At 60.4% G+C, this 16,725-nt stretch carries 14 protein-coding genes and 2 tRNA genes; 3 read left to right on the top strand and 13 right to left on the bottom strand.

Annotation, left to right across the window (positions count from 1 at the left end):
* Window positions 1-27: 27 nt before the first annotated feature.
* From AC5FXY_RS09965 to AC5FXY_RS09945, 5 genes are all read right to left on the bottom strand, one after another.
* Complete coding sequence (locus AC5FXY_RS09965; RefSeq protein WP_493556519.1) at window positions 28-615, bottom strand: hypothetical protein; 588 nt, start codon at window positions 613-615, stop codon at window positions 28-30.
* Window positions 616-664: 49 nt separating this feature from the next.
* Window positions 665-1,531, bottom strand: coding sequence for a bifunctional transcriptional activator/DNA repair enzyme AdaA (locus AC5FXY_RS09960; protein ID WP_493556518.1), 867 nt, complete (start codon window positions 1,529-1,531; stop codon window positions 665-667).
* A 106-nt stretch (window positions 1,532-1,637) separates the two neighbouring features.
* On the bottom strand, window positions 1,638-2,195 hold the full coding sequence (locus tag AC5FXY_RS09955; RefSeq protein WP_493556517.1) for a 1-acyl-sn-glycerol-3-phosphate acyltransferase: 558 nt from the start codon (window positions 2,193-2,195) through the stop codon (window positions 1,638-1,640).
* 67 nt (window positions 2,196-2,262) lie between these two features.
* A complete protein-coding gene (locus AC5FXY_RS09950) occupies window positions 2,263-3,033 on the bottom strand; it encodes a patatin-like phospholipase family protein (protein WP_493556516.1) in 771 nt (256 codons plus the stop codon).
* Between the two features lie 15 nt (window positions 3,034-3,048).
* Complete coding sequence (locus AC5FXY_RS09945; RefSeq protein WP_493556515.1) at window positions 3,049-3,897, bottom strand: MBL fold metallo-hydrolase; 849 nt, start codon at window positions 3,895-3,897, stop codon at window positions 3,049-3,051.
* Window positions 3,898-4,081: 184 nt separating this feature from the next.
* On the opposite strand from AC5FXY_RS09945, the gene AC5FXY_RS09940 reads away from it, so the two are divergent.
* Window positions 4,082-4,342, top strand: coding sequence for a hypothetical protein (locus AC5FXY_RS09940; protein ID WP_493556514.1), 261 nt, complete (start codon window positions 4,082-4,084; stop codon window positions 4,340-4,342).
* 301 nt (window positions 4,343-4,643) lie between these two features.
* Here the strand turns inward: AC5FXY_RS09940 and AC5FXY_RS09935 are convergent.
* Window positions 4,644-4,717: transfer RNA gene (locus tag AC5FXY_RS09935), tRNA-Asp, on the bottom strand.
* A gap of 397 nt (window positions 4,718-5,114) precedes the next feature.
* A tRNA-Asp gene (locus tag AC5FXY_RS09930) sits at window positions 5,115-5,188 on the bottom strand.
* 263 nt (window positions 5,189-5,451) lie between these two features.
* On the opposite strand from AC5FXY_RS09930, the gene AC5FXY_RS09925 reads away from it, so the two are divergent.
* Window positions 5,452-6,399, top strand: coding sequence for an acetyl-CoA carboxylase carboxyltransferase subunit alpha (locus AC5FXY_RS09925; protein WP_493556513.1), 948 nt, complete (start codon window positions 5,452-5,454; stop codon window positions 6,397-6,399).
* Between the two features lie 142 nt (window positions 6,400-6,541).
* On the opposite strand, the gene AC5FXY_RS09920 is transcribed toward AC5FXY_RS09925, so the two are convergent.
* Window positions 6,542-7,501, bottom strand: a complete 960-nt coding sequence (locus AC5FXY_RS09920; RefSeq protein WP_493556512.1) for an ADP-ribosylglycohydrolase family protein — start codon at window positions 7,499-7,501, stop codon at window positions 6,542-6,544.
* A gap of 406 nt (window positions 7,502-7,907) precedes the next feature.
* Here AC5FXY_RS09920 and AC5FXY_RS09915 point away from each other — a divergent pair, with 406 nt between their 5' ends.
* Window positions 7,908-8,156: a hypothetical protein gene (locus AC5FXY_RS09915; RefSeq protein WP_493556511.1), complete on the top strand. Its 249-nt coding sequence runs from the start codon at window positions 7,908-7,910 to the stop codon at window positions 8,154-8,156.
* 117 nt (window positions 8,157-8,273) lie between these two features.
* Here the strand turns inward: AC5FXY_RS09915 and AC5FXY_RS09910 are convergent, their stop codons facing one another.
* The 5 genes from AC5FXY_RS09910 to AC5FXY_RS09890 all read right to left on the bottom strand — a co-directional run bounded on the left by AC5FXY_RS09910 (window position 8,274) and on the right by AC5FXY_RS09890 (window position 16,692).
* Window positions 8,274-9,356 carry a DNA polymerase beta superfamily protein gene (locus tag AC5FXY_RS09910; protein ID WP_493556510.1) on the bottom strand — a complete coding sequence of 361 codons (1,083 nt, stop codon included), beginning with the start codon at window positions 9,354-9,356 and terminating at the stop codon, window positions 8,274-8,276.
* Window positions 9,357-9,423: 67 nt separating this feature from the next.
* Entirely contained in the window at window positions 9,424-10,200 is a 777-nt protein-coding gene (locus tag AC5FXY_RS09905; RefSeq protein WP_493556509.1) for a nucleotidyltransferase domain-containing protein, read from the bottom strand.
* Window positions 10,201-10,337: 137 nt separating this feature from the next.
* Window positions 10,338-12,200, bottom strand: a complete 1,863-nt coding sequence (locus AC5FXY_RS09900) for a cytochrome-c peroxidase (protein WP_493556508.1) — start codon at window positions 12,198-12,200, stop codon at window positions 10,338-10,340.
* A gap of 79 nt (window positions 12,201-12,279) precedes the next feature.
* A complete protein-coding gene (locus tag AC5FXY_RS09895) occupies window positions 12,280-13,737 on the bottom strand; it encodes an alkaline phosphatase PhoX (RefSeq protein ID WP_493556507.1) in 1,458 nt (485 codons plus the stop codon).
* Between the two features lie 216 nt (window positions 13,738-13,953).
* Window positions 13,954-16,692 carry a choice-of-anchor I family protein gene (locus AC5FXY_RS09890; protein ID WP_493556506.1) on the bottom strand — a complete coding sequence of 913 codons (2,739 nt, stop codon included), beginning with the start codon at window positions 16,690-16,692 and terminating at the stop codon, window positions 13,954-13,956.
* Between the last annotated feature and the right edge of the window lie 33 nt (window positions 16,693-16,725).

Raw genomic sequence — 16,725 nt, 5'->3', positions numbered from 1 at the left:
GCTCAAACCACCTACGCGCTGACAATGTCAGTAGTCGTGGCGCCGCTGCAGCACCTCGGCCAAGATAAATGCTGCACGCAAATCGGCCGGGTTACGCAGTTTTGCCGCCACATCCGCGCCCGAAGGCGTAGGAGGCACCGGCTGGGCTGGCCGGCTCCAGTAATCTTCGTTGTTAAGTACTGCAGTTGCTCTGGGCATGGCCGCTGCCCGGCGCACCTCCCGCACGGGTGCTTCCAGACTTCGGGCCGGGCGAGTAAGCGCTTTTTCTTCTAGGCTGCGTGCCTGTGGCTGCGGCGCCTCCAACGTGCGTGGCTGCGAAACCGTGGGCCGTTCCGCGCGCCGCGCTACTGGTTCAGCCTGCGCCGGACGGGCCACGGGCGGTGCCGGGTTCTGCCCGCGCTGGTTCTGCTCCTGCATCTGACGAATCAGGTCCTCAAACGTTGGGGCACCGGGCGGCCGCACCGGTTTGGTACTTATCGGGCGCGCATCGGGGCTGGGCAACTTCCGCTCCTGCGCGTCGCGGCGCATGGTCTCCTGCGCCTTGCGCCACATACGCACCACGAAGAAAATCAGGCCGAACAGGATCAGCAGTAGGGTTTGAAGCTTTTCGGGCATGGGGCGGGCAGATTGAAAGTCAGCGGCGGAGTACGGGCCGCTGCCCAATCTACGCAAGTTGGGCGGCTTGCAGCTCAGTTTGGGCCATTTCCCAACCGATCAGGGCCTTCTTGGTGGTCGAGCCCCAGCGGTACTCTCCCAGCGCGCCTTCTTTTCGAATCACGCGGTGGCAAGGAATCAGCACCGCTACCGGGTTGGCCCCTACTGCCGAACCAACGGCCTGCAACGCTCTGGGCTGCCCAATGGCCTGCGCCACGTGCTGGTAGCTCACCAGTTGCCCGCTGGGTACGCGCAACAAAGCTTCCCATACTTTCACCTGAAAATTGGTGCCGCGCACCAGCAGGTGTAGCGGCTGGCCGGCCTGCGGCGCAAACGCCCGCGCCAGTAACGGAGCTGTCCACTGCTGATCCGGCACCAGTTCGGCCTGTGGCCAAGCCCGTTGCAAAGCCGACAGCGCTGTTGCGGCATCAGGTTGGTCTGGAGCCAGCAAGTGCAGGCCGCATACGCCCCGCTCAGTGGCAGCTAATAAGGCCGGGCCAAAGGGCGTCGGGTGCACGCCGTAGCGAATCCGAAGGCCCGCACCGCCAGTCCGAAACTCCTGCGGGGTCACGGCTTCGAGCGTCACAAATAAGTCGTGAAGGCGCGAGGGCGCCGACAGGCCTGCCTCCTCGGCTACTTGGCTTAGGTTTCCGGCCTCGGCCAGCCGCGCCTTCAAAAAGTCGGCCGTGAGGTACTGCACAAAGCGCTTAGGGCTGATGCCCGCCCACTCGCTGAATAGCCGCTGGAAATGGAACGGGCTCAGGTGAACGGCTTCGGCTATTTCCTCCAAGCTAGGCTGCCGACGGAAGTTGTCTTCCAGAAACCGAATGGCCTGGGTGATACGCTGGTAATCAGGGCAGGAGACGACGGCTGACATAGGGTGGGCAGGTTAGAAGCTGTACAAATCTAACCGCCGAATCTGCCATGCTCAACCCGAATCTTGCGGAGTTTCACCAAGCGTTTCAGGCCTGCATCAGCCAAGGCTAGCGAATCCCTTTTTCCGGGAACTTGCCTTTTTTGGTGCGGTAGAAGGCTTTAATCGTCTCTTCGTCCTCCTCGTAATTGCCGGTAGGATATACCGCCGGGCCTACGCCGGCTTCCTTTTTGGCGTAGTCGAGGTAACCCAGCAAAATGGGCACATTGGCTGCCTGAGCTGCGAAGTAGTAGCCCCGGCGCCAGCGCGGCTGGTATTTGCGGGTACCTTCCGGCGTGATGAGAATGATCAGATCAGGGTATTTTTTAAACAGATCAGCCATGGCATCCACCATGCTGTTGTTTTTGCTACGGTCGATGGGCAAGGCGCCGAGGCTCATCATCAGCTTGCCGAGCACCGGAATTTCGGTCCACTCCTTTTTTACCGTGAAGCGTACGTTGCGGCGCATCAGGAAGAAAGCGGCGCGGGCGTGCATAAAGTCCCAGTTGCTGGTGTGCGGCGCGGCAATCATCATGGCCTGCCGGATGTCGGCCGGAACGCTCGAGGCCAGCCGCCAGCCGACCAACTTAAACCAAAACTTAGAAAACGCCAGCCAAAAGCCGTTCATACTGGAGCGGGTAAGAAAACCGTAAAAAAGCCGTCAAAGCTAGCCAAAATCCGCATTGGATTCCGGACTAAGCCAGCAAGGCTTCCAAATCGGCCGCTCGACTCAGGGTATACTCATAGCCGATAGCATAGAGCTCAGCCGCGTGGCGTAGATCTGTGACGCGGAAGCGGCGCAACTCTGGCGGCTGCAGTACCAGTTCGCACTGCTTGAGCCGCGGGGCTGTGTTAGTGCCGATGGCAAGCATAAACGTGCGCTCTGCCACATGCCTGATAGACGTCAGCGGTGCTTCGGTATTCACGACGTTGGTGTGCGCACCTACCAGCGCCAGGTCGGGCTGGTCCAGCAGTGGCTCAATGGGCAGGTTGTTTAATAAGCCGCCATCGACCAATACGCGCCCTTGGTACTCGATAGGTTGGCAGAGCACCGGCACCGCCCCAGTGGCCAACAGCGGAGGCACCAGCGGGCCTTCGCTGAAAAATACCGTTTTGCCGGCAGCCAGGTCCGTGGCCGATAGCGTGACGGGAATGCTGAGGTCAGCAAAGGTTTGGTTCCCAGGCAAGTGGGCAGCAAACAGCCGTTCCAGCAGGGCTAGGCTGAGCAAGCCGCGCTTGTAAGCCGGCCGCACCAGCCGCAGAAAACGGGTATCGGAAAGCAGGCGCAGCACCTCACGCGGCGGGATGCCGGCCGCATAAAACACTGCCGCCACCCCTCCCGAACTCACGCCTGACATGGCGCCAATGGGCAATTGCAGCTCGTAAAGTGCTTGCAGGGTACCCAGGTGCGCAATACCGCGCGCCGCACCACCCGACATTGCCAGGCCTATTTTTCGGTTTGTCACGGTACGTTTGAAGCTTTATAAGTCGGCCACTTTCAGCGACTCCGCCAAGCGCACGCCGCGGTCAGTCATTTGTACGGTGCAGGCCTCGGTGTGGGCATCGTGCTCCAGCACCAGCACCCACTGTTCGTCGGCAGCCCGTTGCAGCACGGTTTCTTTTTCCGCCAGCGTCTGGAGCGGGCGCACGTCGTAGCTCATCACCCAAGGCATGGGCAAGTGCGCCGTGGAGGGCAGCAAATCGGCCATAAACGCCAGCTGGCGACCTTTATAGTTAAGCACCGGCACCATCATTTTTTCGGTATGACCATCGGCGAATACGATGTCGCGCAACATGGGCAGTTCGGCGGGTACTCCCTGCGCGGGGTCGATAAAGCGCAGGTGGCCGCTTTCCTGAATGGGCAGGATGTTTTCCTTTAAAAAAGATGCCTTTTCGCGGGCGTTGGGCTGCACGGCCCACTGCCAGTGCGCCTCGTTCGACCAATAAGTAGCATTCGGGAAAGCCAGCTCCAGCTTGCCGTCGGCGGTGCGCTCCACTGAGCCGCCACAGTGGTCGAAGTGCAGGTGCGTCAGCAGCACATCGGTAATATCGGCTGCAGTAAAGCCCAGCTGGCGCAGCGAGCTTTCTAGAGAACCTTCGCCGTGCAGATAGAAATGCCCCCGGAATTTTTCGTCCTGTTTGTTGCCGATGCCGTTATCGACGAGCAACAGGCGGTTGCCGTCCTGCACCAGCAGGCAGCGCATAGCCCAGGTGCACATGTTGTTATCGTCGGCCGGGTACTGCCGGCTCCATAAGGATTTGGGCACAACGCCGAACATAGCGCCGCCATCGAGCTTGAACAGGCCGGTATCGAGGGTGTATACATTCATGGTCGCAAGATGCGCAAACGCCCGCATCTGCCCACAAACCAGCCAGGCTGCAGGGCACCGACAATTTTAGTTACAACCTGGCGTGGGTGGTAGCCCTGCATCACATCATCATGTGATACCTCAGCCGGCGTACGCTGCGTTACTTTACCGGTTTAAGAACAACTGCACCCGGGCTACATTTCCCATGGATGACTCTTACTTACTTGCGCTCGGTTTTGAACGATGGACTAGTGCGCTGGCCCTTCAAACCGCCATGTACGTGTACACTCAGCCCGCCCGGGACGGTGCCAAGCTCTACATTTCGCTTCCTGCGGCCAAGCGCGGACACTCCACTGGCTTGAATCTGAATGAGCAACAATGGCTGGAAAGGGCCATTCAATCGTTCTTCCATAAGCATGGAGGCAGGCTACCTGCCCGGCAAGAGCGCCTAATTCCAGTGGCCTAATGGTGCACCAACTCACCCATTTATGTGATGGCGCCCTACCCAATGCCCCGCTACCTTTGTCGCTGTGCAGCTAATGCACTTGGTGAATAATGGTGCAAGCCTCGGCCTTCGGGCTGGGGCTTTTTTCGTGCCTAGCTGCCAAGCCCTACTCAGTGGCGTGTTGGTTGAAGTAGCTACACGCGCTGCCACCCGTAACTAAGCCATCAACTATGCGAGCCTCTTCCGCAAGAACAAACCTAGCTCAGTTGCACGGGGCACAAACGCAAAGCGCCCCGCAGCAGGTGCTGCGGGGCGCTTGATGCGGTTCGGACGGGACTCGAACCCGCGACCTCCGCCGTGACAGGGCGGCATTCTAACCAACTGAACTACCGAACCAGGGTTGCAATACCCGGGGCGTTTCCCCGATTGCGTTGCAAAGGTAGTAGGCTGAATTTACACTGCAAATATTTTTTACCGTCTCAGGCCCTGCGAAGGCCGATTTAAACCCCAAGTATCTGAGAAGCAGTGGGGCTGTTGCCTAAAAAACAGCAAAATTATTCGTAGCTAGCTGCACAAAGCATCTTCAGGTGGTGCTCTTTCCTGTTTAGTCACCCTACCCAGTGGGTAAGCGGTTGCTGAACGTTTCCCAAAGCCAACCCACACCTCCGACAGGAGACAATACTTGAGGCACCGAACATTCTAGCCCGGCCTAGAACTAGCCACCGAACCTAGCTCAGTTGCACGGGGCACAAACGCAAAGCGCCCCGCAGCAGGTGCTGCGGGGCGCTTGATGCGGTTCGGACGGGACTCGAACCCGCGACCTCCGCCGTGACAGGGCGGCATTCTAACCAACTGAACTACCGAACCAGGGTTGCAATACCCGGGGCGTTTCCCCGATTGCGTTGCAAAGGTAGAGGGGCATTGAAGCTCGTTGCAAGCCCCGGGGCAAAGTTTTTACCAAATTGTTACCCCCAGCGCTGTTCAGCTCTGATTGCCAGCGACAAAAATTTTACGAGCGTTTCTAAAAAATTGCGGCTGCGCGCTTGCCCTCCGTCGCTTACCTTTGCCCTCCCCCATTCCTCACCGTTTAAGAACGACTGCGCGGCGGACCTGCTCCGCTCCGTTTGGCTATGCTGCTCGACTTCGAACAACCCATTGCCGCCCTCGAAGGCAAGCTCCGCGAGATGCAGAAACTGGCTCAAGAAAGCCAGGTTGATGTATCGGAGGCTGTTGAGGCGCTGGAAACCAAGATCAAGGCCCTAAAAAAGGAAACCTACGCCAACCTCACGCGCTGGCAACGCGTGCAGCTTTCACGCCACCCCGACCGGCCCTATACCCTCGACTACATTGAGGGCATGAGCCAGAAGTTTGTGGAGCTGCACGGCGACCGAACCGTGGCCGATGATAAGGCCATGGTGGGCGGCTTTGCCGAGCTGGACGGCCGTACGGTGATGTTTATCGGTCAGCAGAAAGGCCGAAACACCAAGCAGCGGCAGATGCGCAACTTCGGTATGCCCAATCCGGAGGGCTACCGCAAAGCGCTGCGCCTGATGAAGCTGGCCGAGAAATTCGGTAAGCCCATCGTGACGCTGATCGACACGCCGGGTGCTTTCCCGGGCCTGGAGGCCGAGGAGCGTGGGCAAGGCGAAGCCATTGCCCGCAACCTGAAGGAAATGTTCATGCTGAAGGTGCCGGTTATCTGCATCATCATCGGCGAAGGCGCTTCGGGCGGGGCCCTGGGCATTGCCATCGGTGACCGGGTGCTGATGCTGGAAAACACCTGGTATTCGGTGATTTCGCCGGAATCGTGCTCCAGCATTCTGTGGCGCTCCTGGAACTATAAGGAACAAGCGGCTGAGGCCCTAAAGCTTACGGCGACAGACATGCTGAAGGCCGGTCTAGTGGACGGCATCGTGAAAGAGCCCCTGGGTGGCGCCCACACCGACCCAGCCCGCATGATTCAGACGCTGAAAAAGACGCTGGTAAAGTGCCTCGACGAGTTGGAAGCACTGCCGGCCGATGAGCGCATTTCGCAACGCATCGACAAGTTCGGTAAGATGGGCGTGGTGGTGGAATAAGCCCCCTCTGCTTTTCTTAATCGACTAGACCAAAAGGCCCCGCATACCTGCGGGGCCTTTTGGTTTTGAGCAATCAATCGAAAGCAAACAATGCCTTCAGGACAGGGCACTTTGTTTCATGATTTTACCTCTGCTCGACCGATCAGGCTTGAACGGCTACAGCCATGCGCGCAGCCAGGTCTTCAATGTCGGAGCGGCGAGCAAGGACGGTCAGCCACTCGGGCGGAATGGCGGCTTCGCCGTAGTAGAGGCCGGCTAAACCGCCTGTAATTGCACCAGTAGTATCGGTATCGTCGCCGAGGTTGACAGCGGCCAGCACGGTTTCGGCGTAGGTTTCGTGACGCAGCAGGCACCACAGGGCCGCCTCGAGAGAGTGCATCACGTAGCCCCCGCTGCGGATGTTCTGTCGGGGCAAATCCGCCAACGAGCCGTCCAACAGGTAATCAAACTGTTGCTTTTCCGACTCCGTAACGTTCAATTGCGCCAACTGCTCAGGGGCCTCTTTACAGAGGAGAGCATAGGCTTCGTCAGGCGTTTGACCAGCAAGCAGATGGCGAGCTACTTCCAGGTACAACCAGCACGCAATGCCCGAGCGAATGTGCCCGTGGGTAATGGCCGATACGTCGTAGATAAGACGAAAACGGCTTTCCAAGGGCAAGTTTGCTTGGTAGAAAGCCAGGGGCAGGATGCGCATCAGCGCGCCATTGCCGTTGCTGTACTCGTCGGTGCCGCCAGCAAGAATTAGGTCTGGGTTGGCGCGGAGGCGCGCCAGGGCTTCGCGGGTGCTGATGCCCACGTCAAACACTGAACCGTGGGGCGTCCAGAAGTTTTGGTAGTACCAACGACAGCAGTATTCGGCCGTTAGTCCAACGGAGAAGCCATCGGCAATGGCTTGGGCCAGGCAGAACATGAGCGAGGCATCATCGGACCAAGTGCCGGGCGGCTGCTTGTGCGTGCCGTAGCCGCGCATGGTCACCACCGGATCGAGGCGGCGACGGGTACGGCTTTCAAACTCCACGGGGACGCCCAATGCGTCGCCGACGGCCAGCCCAAGCAGGGCAGACCGAACTTGAGATAGAAGTTGGGATTGGTGTGCTGACATAGCCATTAATAAAACTCAGGCAAGCTCAGCAAGCCGCAGGGTATAAAAAAAGCTGATCCGAAGCAATGCAAGTGTTTTATTGTTTCAGGGGCCGCTTGCCAGCATCCGCTTGATGGCCAAGTGGCTAAATTTTATAAGAATACACCGCCAGGGTCAAGATCTGCGCTTCATCTATTCCTTTTTGAACTCATGCCCAACTTGTTTCAAATTTTTTCAACGGAACAAACACGTTCTTATCAATTCACAACTATCAGTTTTTCAAATATATAACTTATAAAACCAACTAATTCTCGAACTTCGAGAGCACCTTTCATCTACCTATAGTTGCTGTTCGTCGTCGGAATTGGCACACATTTTTCATATAGCAATTCGACTCTGATCAATACACTAACCCCTACTCTGTACCATGTTCCGGATTCTGCTCTTGTGTTTCGCGCTGCTGGTGAGCAGCGTTGCTCCGGCCGAAGCGGCCCGTATCAGCTCATACGCCAAGGCCAAGATGAAGGGCCGCATGTACACTCACCGCCCGAACTACAAGCGCTACAAAGGCTGGAAATTTTCCAAGCGCCAACGCAGCCGCAAATCCGGCAACACCAAGACCTTCCGCGCTCCGGCGCGCACTACGCGCACCACGCACAGCACCACGCGCTTCTAACGGCGGCGCCCATCCCCGACTCCACCCGGGTTACTTTTAGCCGTTACGACGAGGGCCTTCCCCGGCAGCATTGCTGGGGAAGGCCCTTCTGGTTTTGTGCGGAACGATAAGCTGCCCTCAATTAGTAACTTCATCATAAAGACGCTGGCGAGTCTCAACCAGCAGCCGTTCCACGACGTCGCGGTCGGGCTCGTCGGGCAGGTGACTGGCGACAAAGGCGGCTTCTACCCGCGTTACCAGCACTTCAGCCTGCTGCACCAACTCGTCGTACTCAAACTCACCGCGCCGGATCTGCAAGAGAAAGTCACGATTGGGGCGGCGTACGCGCAGCTCGCCTTTCGTAGCAATTTCTTCGGCCATCTGAAGCAAGCGGAAAACGTGCAGCATGTTCTTGGCATCGTAGTTTTTGCCGTGCTGCACAGTGTTCTGGTAGCGCTCGGCGTTGCGCTTCGCTACCCAGTCCCAATATTCCCGATATACGCGGCAGTAAGTGCTATACCCGTTGCGGTTGAACGAAAGGTAGGCTAGCGGCTCTTCCCCTTTCGGCACGGCGGAGAGTTGCACGTCGTTGGAGGCTTCGGCGTCGCGCAGGAGGCCACGGTAGCCAAGGCGACCTTCGGGCGAGCGGTCTACGAACAGGGCGTAAAGATCAGTCAAGTGTGGCACGTTGGCTAGGCCGCACTGCTGCTGATCCAGTCCTTGGCGCTCCAGCCATTTCTGCGCAGGTTGGGCCCCGGCGCCCACGGTCACGTAGCAGAAATCGAGCACCGATTTGCGCGCGGGCGGCTCAGGGTTGTTGATCTTCTTGTTCAGGCCCTTGGCTTTCTTGATCTGGGCCACGGCGTACTCGGCAAAGGTCTGGCGGCAGAGCTTGGAGAGGTACAGCTCGGGGCGCAGCAGCGGCTCCATGAGCGGGTGGCGCTGCCGCACGCAATCGGCCGGCGAAGCAAGTAGCTCCAGCACGTTGGGGTTGTTTTTGAGCGCCAACTCCACAAAGCGGCGCAGCTCATAGAACACCTCATCGTTGGTGGAGTTGGACACTTGCGGCAAGTAATCGAGACCGAAATACTCGGCTTTGGGCAGCAGAAACACGCCCTTCAGGTCGGTATCGGAATGAGCTAGATTGGTGCCATAGGCGCGGCTGCCGCTTACGGCTTCGAAGAGGATAAGGCCCCGCTGGCGCAGGTTAGGGATGGTCACGGGGCAGTGGTATAGTTTTTAGCCCGCAGAGGACGTGGTGACAAGTGCAAAAGGTGGAGTGGCAGAATCAACTCTTAGCTAGTAACTGCTGAAATAAGGAGTTAAGCTCGGGGGTTGGATCCTGGTGCCGGGGCGGTGCCAAGGTGGTGCGGGCGGCCTGCGCCGCTTCGTACTCAGCCCTCAAGAAATTTGCTACATCGGCAGGCTTCGCTATGGTGGTTTTCTCGTTGGCGTCGGCTTTTTGGCGCAGCAAGTCATCCACGCACTGGGACAACTCTTGGGGCAACATCGCGCGCAACGGCTGGAACTCCATCGGAGGCACCTCCCCGGGCCGCTCCCGAATCCAGCGCGCTGCCAACGCCGAACGCAGCGCGTAGAACAGGCGCTTCAGGCGAACGTCGTTGCCGACTAAGTCATCTTCGATGCCCCGGCGCACCAAGCCAAGGTAGTGATGCAACACCGCCAGCGGATTATAGCACGCTGACAGCAGCGGCCGCACGGCGGCGCAAAAATCCAGCACCTCGTGGTACACCGTAGGCGACTGCAGCCACTCCTGCAAGGCCGCATTGGAGCCGCGTAGCAGCTTCAGGGTTTTGCGCAACTCCCAACCGCTCAGGTCCAGTTCGTCGCTGATGGGTAGGTGCAGCGTATCAGGTCCTTCGTCCAAGCGCAGGTACCACTCGGAGGCGTGACAATAAATGAAGCGCACATCGTAGTCCGAATCGGGTGAGGGAAAGCCCCAGGCCCGGCTACCGGCTTCACAGGCATAGAGGATGCGAATGTGGTGCTCTTTCTCAAGGCGGAGCAGTTCGGCTTGGATGCGGACACGGATGGTGGATTGCATACGGGCAAAAGTAGCCGTTGGAAGCTCGGTTCATCGCGTCAGAAACGAGAGGCCACCCCGAAACTTACGAGGCGGCCACATGCGGTGCCATTAAGTATGCAATAGGGATAAGGCGCGAAGCAGTGCGTTTCTACGCCTTACAATGCCTCGGCCTGTGGGGCTGGGGCACCATCAGTTAAGGAAAGCATAAAGGCTTTTAGGGCCAACTTCTCGGCAGTCGTGAGGTTGAGTGGCTCGGCCGCCAGCGTTTGGTTGTCGACACTCAGCCCGCGGCCCGCGCCGCCGCCTTCGTTGTAGAAGTCAATGACTTCCTCCAAGGTGGCGAAAGCGCCGTTGTGCATGTAAGGCGCCGTGAGGGCGATGTTGCGCACGGTAGGCGTCTTGAAGGCGTGTTTCAGTTGCTCGAAACGCGTGTGGGCGTAGCGGCCGAGGTCAGGGTCGAGGCGGCGGTCTTTGTTGGACATGGTCACGCCCAGCACTTCTGATTCGGCGTGGGTAAAAGCGGGCGGCACGGTGCCGTTGAACAGTGGCGTAAAGTGGCAGGTGGCGCATTTGCCTTTGCCCATGAATACGTTGAAGCCCAGAGCCTCTTCAGCTGTCAGCACGGCTTGGGAGCCGCGCAGGTGGCGGTCGAAGCGTGAGTTGAGGCGCACGAGGGAGCGTTCATAGCTGGCCAGGGCCATTTGCAGGTGCTGCGGGCCGATCTGGTTTTTGGACTGCGGAAAGGCCTCGGCGAACAGGCGCTGGTAGTCGGGCTGCAGGGGCAGCTGGCGGGCCGCATCGGTCAGGGAACCGTGCATTTCGAGCGGATTGCCGACCACGTCGGCGGCTTGGTTTTCGAGAGTGGCCGAGCGCATGTCGTAAAACTGCGCGGCCTGCAGAGCGGCGTTGAGCAGAGTGGGTGTGTTGCGGGCTATTTGCCCGCCGCTCAAGGTGGTGTTGCGGGCGAGGCCATCGGTGAAAGCCTTGTCGGGCTGGTGGCAGCTAGCGCAGGAGCGCCGCCCGTTGCCGGAAAGTGAGGCGTCGAAAAACAGCTTCTTGCCCAAGGCGACCTTGGCCGGCGTGCTCAGCGCTTCCTGCGTGGGCGCGTAGAAATCAGCATCGAAAGCGGCCGAGTCAAACAGCGTAGCGGCCGAAGGGCGCAAAGCCCGGCGCTCCTCAAAGACAGGCACACCCGCTTGCTGCTGAAACTGCAACAGCTCGCGGCTCAGCGGGTTGGCATAGGCTGTGATGAAGTTCAGGCGGTCAAATTCGTTGAAACCGACGGGCTGCCGCAGGTAGGTTTCAGCGGCTTGCAGGCGCTGTTCCAGTGCGCGCCACGCCCCACGGTTCGGAGAATCGGGGCTGGCGTAGGCGGCCAGCACCAGGCGCAACGCCGCCACGGCGGCAGCGGCTTCGGGCAGGGCCTGCCCGCAGAGCGGCGTATCAAAACCGGTGATGCCCAACGACACCACGCGGAACACCTCCAACCGGGCCGCATCAAACACGTGGGCGTCGGTCAGCTCCTGAGCTTCCCAGAGCGCCTGGGCGCGGCGAACCTCGCGGAGCAGCTTGCGCACTTCGCGCACGAGGTCGGCACGAGAGGCGGGGTCGAACTCAGGATAGATTAACTCCTCCACCACCTGAAAGCCGCTGGCCTCGAAAGCGCGGGTTTCCTCCACCTCGATTTCCTCGAAGGGCGGACCGTTCAGCAGCCGGCTTAGGCCGGGCATGAAGTACTCGGTGAAAGGCTCCACCCGCTTGAAACGCAGCCGGCAAGCTTCGAAGACCCGGTGCAAAGAATCGGTAGAGCGGCCCGCCTGCGCCAGCGGCAGCAACTGCTGCTCTACCTGCGTGGCCAGCACCTGCAAATCCTGCTGCACCAAGGCTTTCACGGCGGCGGCCGGGGCTGGTGGGGCTTGCCGCTGCGGCGAAGTGGTGCAGGCCACTACGGCCCAGGCGGCCAGCGCCAGCAACAGGACAACACGGCGCCAACTGGCTGCTATTGTATTGAAGGTCATTGGATAAAAACGTGCTGCTACGCAACGAACCCGCCGCCCCTGTGGACGACGGGTTCGGGCGAAGCGTACCGTAATCAGGTTATTTGGCTACGCCGCGGATAATGAGCACCTGCCCGCCTTCCCGGTTTGTCGACAGGCCCGAGCCGTCGGCGTTCAGGAATTTGGCATCCTGCCAGGTGTGCGGGTGAATGTTGACGGCGAAGGTGTTCGGCACCCCGATGATGTCGGAGATGTCGTACATGGCGCCGTACTCCCAGGAACTCAGGCGCTGGTCGTTCGAGGGATTGTACTTCTGGTTGAACGCGGCTTCGGTGCGGCGGTGGTTCATTTCCAGCATTGGCACCAGGTTCTTGGAGGCGATGTTCATCTGCCAGATACGGCCGTCGTGGCGCGTCTCGCGGTAGAAGGAGTCGCCGTCTTCCTGGATGTACACGTAGTTGTCGGTCACGCAGATGTTGTCGGGGTTCACCAGGCTCCTGCCGGGATTGGAGTCGCCCTGCGCCACCACCTCCAGCTTGCCGCGGAGCGGGTTATTGGCGTCGAGGTTCAGCTTGTACACGCGGCCCCACATGGTTTTGCCGGTTACGGGCGTCACCTTATCGGCCTGGCTTACACCGGTAGCCGTGAAGTAAATTTCTCGGCCGTGCGCGCCACCGCCTTTGCGGTAGTCCATGTCTTCCACGCGAGCCAGCTGCAGAGCGTTGAGCGTGCGCGAGGCAGCGGCCATCTGGGCGCCGGTCATCGTTTTGGCTCCTACCACTTCCACAAACTCCACGTCGTACTGCGTGCTGGGGGCCATGTTCGTTTCCACCGGGTCGTTGTTGGTGCGCTTGAGCATGTAGAGCTTGCCGTTCTGCAAGTCGCCGGGGGCGTCGCTTACGTAAGCCAGCAGTTGGCCGTCGGTATCGTCTTCACCAATGATAATCACTGTCTTGCCGGGGAAAGCGTCCTTGGGCAGCGGCACGGCATTTTCCATGCTGCCACGGCCCAAGGCGGGCAACACGCGGGAGCGGTTTTTCTTGTCGGCGGGCCCGAGCGGATCGATGGCGTGTACCAGCGACTCGGCGCCGCTTTCGCCGGCCGTCAGGAACAGCGGCCCGAAACCGTGCTCCTCCGGCGTGGCCAGCGTAGCCGAGCACAGGCGGAACATGCCCCCGTCGCCATCCACGATGTACTCCCCTTTCACGGGCTTAAACGACTTATCGAGGTACACGCGCGACACCGACCACAGAATCTCGTGGTTGTTGATCATCACGTAGCCCTCGCCGTTGGGGTTCTTCAGCAGGGCCGCGCCGTCGGGCTGGGCACCGAAAACGAAGTTTGGCGACTCGGGCAGCTGGTCGTCGGAGCTGATGAGCGGGAAGATGTCGAGGTTTTCGAAGCCGGCGAGCGGCTTTACCAGCGAAGGCGTGACGGAGTGTGCCTTCAGCTCCACGGTGGTATTGGGGTTGTCGTCATCGTTGTTGCAGCTGGCCAGCAGGCCAAGCAGCATCAGGCCGGCCACGGGGCGCAGCGCAACACGTTGGGCGAAGAACATAAGGTTTGGTAAGGGTTAGTCGATGCACAAAGCACCGCATAGCACATTACCCGTCATTTACCCTAGCGTTATTCTACTGCGAATCACAAATACTTAACGCATAGCGCGTAACCTTCCGGAAACAAAGCACCCCGACCAATCTGGCCGGGGTGCTGAACTTACTGAAACGTTGGTCGGAAAGTGGCGCAGAGTACCACTCAGCGCCACTCCGGGGCTCTAACGGACCACCAGCTTGCTGCTGGCGCCATCATCGGTACGGAGTACGTACACGCCGGCGGTGAGGCCCTGGGTTTCGAGGCGGTCAGCCTTGGCGAGCTGGCGCACCGGGCGGCCGAGCGCATCCACCAGCGTACCGGTTACGGGGCGGCTCAGGCGTACCTCGCCACCTTGGGCCGGGTTGGGGAAGATGCGCAGCGGCTCGAGGCTGCGTGCGCTGCGCGCCGCCGTTACGGTGCCGCGCTGCTGCACGCGGTACACGCTCACGGTGCTGCTGACTTCGTTGGCGAGCAGCAGCAGCGGCTGGCCGGTAGGGCTGTTGGCCGCCGATACGAAGATGATACCTTCGGGGCCTTGGTCACCGGTGCCAGCGGTGGTGCTGCGGTTGTTCACGTAGTCCACCAGGCGGGGCTGGGCGGGGTTGTTCACGTCGAACACCATCACGCCGCCGATGCGCTCCAAGGAGACGAAGGCGTAAGTGGTGTCGCGCAGCACGGCGGTGGTCACACCTTCGGGCTCGGGACCTTTGTCGTCGGAGCGGTTCTTGCGGGCGGGGTTGCCGGTGGTGTTGCTGGCATTGAAAATGGCGCCGAAGGTGGCGTCGGTGCTGGTGACGCGCTCCAGCAAATCGCCGCTGTCGTGCACGAGGGCGCCGGTTTGGGCGTTCAGGATGCTAAACGAGCGGCCCCCGAAAGCGTAGATTTCGTCGAAGTCGCCGTCGCCATCGGTGTCGCCCAGTTTGTTGGTCACGTTCAGGCGGCCCAGCACGTGGTTTTGCTTGAGCAGGCGGTGATTGGGGAAAGCTACGGTATCGAGCACGTAGCCGGCCGCGCCCACGCGCACGGCTTCTTCCAGGGCGGTGTACTCGCGGGCGTCGCCTTCGTTGGCGGTCAGCAGGTAATCCACGCCCTGCACCTGGAACGAGGCCATGGCATCGGGCATACGCATGCCGCGCACCGGCCAGTTGGCAATCAGGATGTCCGAAGTTTGATCCGAAGCATCGAGGCCAAAACCGGCCTGGCTATGATCCTGAAAGCCCACCGAGCGAATGCCGGTAAACTGCCGCGTGGTGAGGTCCAGCGTGGCAATGGCGTTGTTTTCCTGCAGGGTCACGTAGGCAAAGCGCGAATCGGCGCTGACGGCAATGTACTCGGGCTCGAGGTCCTGGGCTACCGAGGAAGGATTGGTAGCGGTACCGCCAAACAGGCGCACGCCGGCCGTGCGCAACGCAGCCGCCTGGCCGTTGAAGCTGGTGAAGCCCACGGTGGTCACGCTGGCTTGCGTCACGCCGTTTACGCCGCCGGTGTAGTCGATGATGGACACCGAGCCTTCCGGGTCGTTGGTGTAGGTGGTATTCGGCTCGCCTTCGTTGGCGGTGAGCAAGTAGCGGCCGTCGGGCGTAAACGTAATCATGTCGGGCATGGCGCCCACGGTTACCTGCTTGATGAACACGCCGTTTTGATCCAGGAACACCACGGTGCCGGGGTTCTGCGGGTTGGTGGCCTCCATGGCGCAGGCCACGAAGCCGTTGCGCACGGCCACCGAGTTGATGCCGCCGTAGGGCCGCACATCAATAGACGCTACCGACGTGATGTTGGCCGGGTTGTCGAAGCTGAGGATATCGAGCTTGCCGCCGATAGAATTGGCTACGTACAGTCGCCGGGTACTAGGGTCGTGCGCCACGATTTCGGCCGAGTTGGTGCCGGCGGCGCCGTTTTGATAGCTACCCAGGTGCGTGAGCGTGAGGTTGCGGCCGCGCAGCGGGGCCGTCGCGTCGTTGTCCTTAATATAGACGAGGTACTCCCGCGCGTCGCGCTGCACCCGGCCGTTGGTGGGGTTTTCGAGGCGGATGGTAAAGTACTCCGCTCCTTCCGCCACAGCGTCGTTGACGATGGGAATGGTCAGCGTTTGCGGGGCAGTGCTATTGGCCGGGAAGGTCAGCGTTTGGGCGGTGGCGTAGGTGAAGTCCTGCCCGGCCGTAGCCGTGCTCAGCGTGGGCACCAACACGGCCTGCACGGTAGTGGCCGAGGCGTTGGCATCCTGAATACTGACCGGAATGCTCACCGTACCCGCTGCCTCATCTACCACGGCCGTGGCGGTGGCGAAGCGCAGCGTGGGCAGCTGCACCGGCGCGGGAGTAGCTGTTAGCGCCACGTCGTCCCAGGCAGCCCAGTCGTCGTTGCCGTTTTGCTTGGCCGCGAGGCGCAAGCGCACGTGCGTGCTGCCGGCCGGAATCGGCACCGTGACGGTGGTCCAGGCGCGGGTATCTTTGTTTAACTGGGTGAACGTGCGCGGCGCGGCCCAGGTGGTGCCGTTGTCGAATACCACGGTATAGGCCAGCGAGTCGGGGTTGTCGAAGGCGTTTGAGAAGTACTTAAACGACACCGCCGTAGCTGCCCCGCTCCCGCTCTGAATGGCTACCGGCGCAAAATCCAAGTAGTGCCAGATAGCGGCATTATTGGTAGCGGGCCCTTCCAGGTCGCGCATGCCCCAGAGGTGGGCGCCGGCGGCCGGGGTGGCTTGCACGCCGGCCGAGCCGGTGGTGCCCACGTTGGGCAGCACGGCCCACTGGTCATTGTCGGCCGGCACGTTGTAGCTGGCCGGCGTGGCGGTGTAGGTCCAGGTGTCGGCGGTGGTGCCTTCGAAGCCCTGGCGGGAGCTTTGGGCGTGGCCACTGCCGGCCGAAAACCCCAGCAATAACAGAGTGGAAGGTAGTACTAAGTACAAGTTCTGGCGCATCAGCAACAGGTAGTTGAATGAAGCGCCAAAGCT

This window comes from Hymenobacter sp. FMD4, from assembly GCF_058932745.1.
The sequence above is the reverse complement of the archived record's forward strand: the minus strand, read 5'-3'. Positions and strand labels throughout refer to the sequence as shown.

Bases quoted from the DNA above. Each gene is read 5' to 3' on its own strand.
- AC5FXY_RS09965 (WP_493556519.1), bottom strand. From the start codon at position 615: ATGCCCGAAAAGCTTCAAACCCTACTGCTGATCCTGTTCGGCCTGATT.
- AC5FXY_RS09960 (WP_493556518.1), bottom strand. From the start codon at position 1,531: ATGTCAGCCGTCGTCTCCTGCCCTGATTACCAGCGTATCACCCAGGCC.
- AC5FXY_RS09955 (WP_493556517.1), bottom strand. From the start codon at position 2,195: ATGAACGGCTTTTGGCTGGCGTTTTCTAAGTTTTGGTTTAAGTTGGTC.
- AC5FXY_RS09945 (WP_493556515.1), bottom strand. From the start codon at position 3,897: ATGAATGTATACACCCTCGATACCGGCCTGTTCAAGCTCGATGGCGGC.
- AC5FXY_RS09940 (WP_493556514.1), top strand. From the start codon at position 4,082: ATGGATGACTCTTACTTACTTGCGCTCGGTTTTGAACGATGGACTAGT.
- AC5FXY_RS09925 (WP_493556513.1), top strand. From the start codon at position 5,452: ATGCTGCTCGACTTCGAACAACCCATTGCCGCCCTCGAAGGCAAGCTC.
- AC5FXY_RS09920 (WP_493556512.1), bottom strand. From the start codon at position 7,501: ATGTCAGCACACCAATCCCAACTTCTATCTCAAGTTCGGTCTGCCCTG.
- AC5FXY_RS09915 (WP_493556511.1), top strand. From the start codon at position 7,908: ATGTTCCGGATTCTGCTCTTGTGTTTCGCGCTGCTGGTGAGCAGCGTT.
- AC5FXY_RS09905 (WP_493556509.1), bottom strand. From the start codon at position 10,200: ATGCAATCCACCATCCGTGTCCGCATCCAAGCCGAACTGCTCCGCCTT.
- AC5FXY_RS09900 (WP_493556508.1), bottom strand. From the start codon at position 12,200: ATGACCTTCAATACAATAGCAGCCAGTTGGCGCCGTGTTGTCCTGTTG.
- AC5FXY_RS09895 (WP_493556507.1), bottom strand. From the start codon at position 13,737: ATGTTCTTCGCCCAACGTGTTGCGCTGCGCCCCGTGGCCGGCCTGATG.
- AC5FXY_RS09890 (WP_493556506.1), bottom strand. From the start codon at position 16,692: ATGCGCCAGAACTTGTACTTAGTACTACCTTCCACTCTGTTATTGCTG.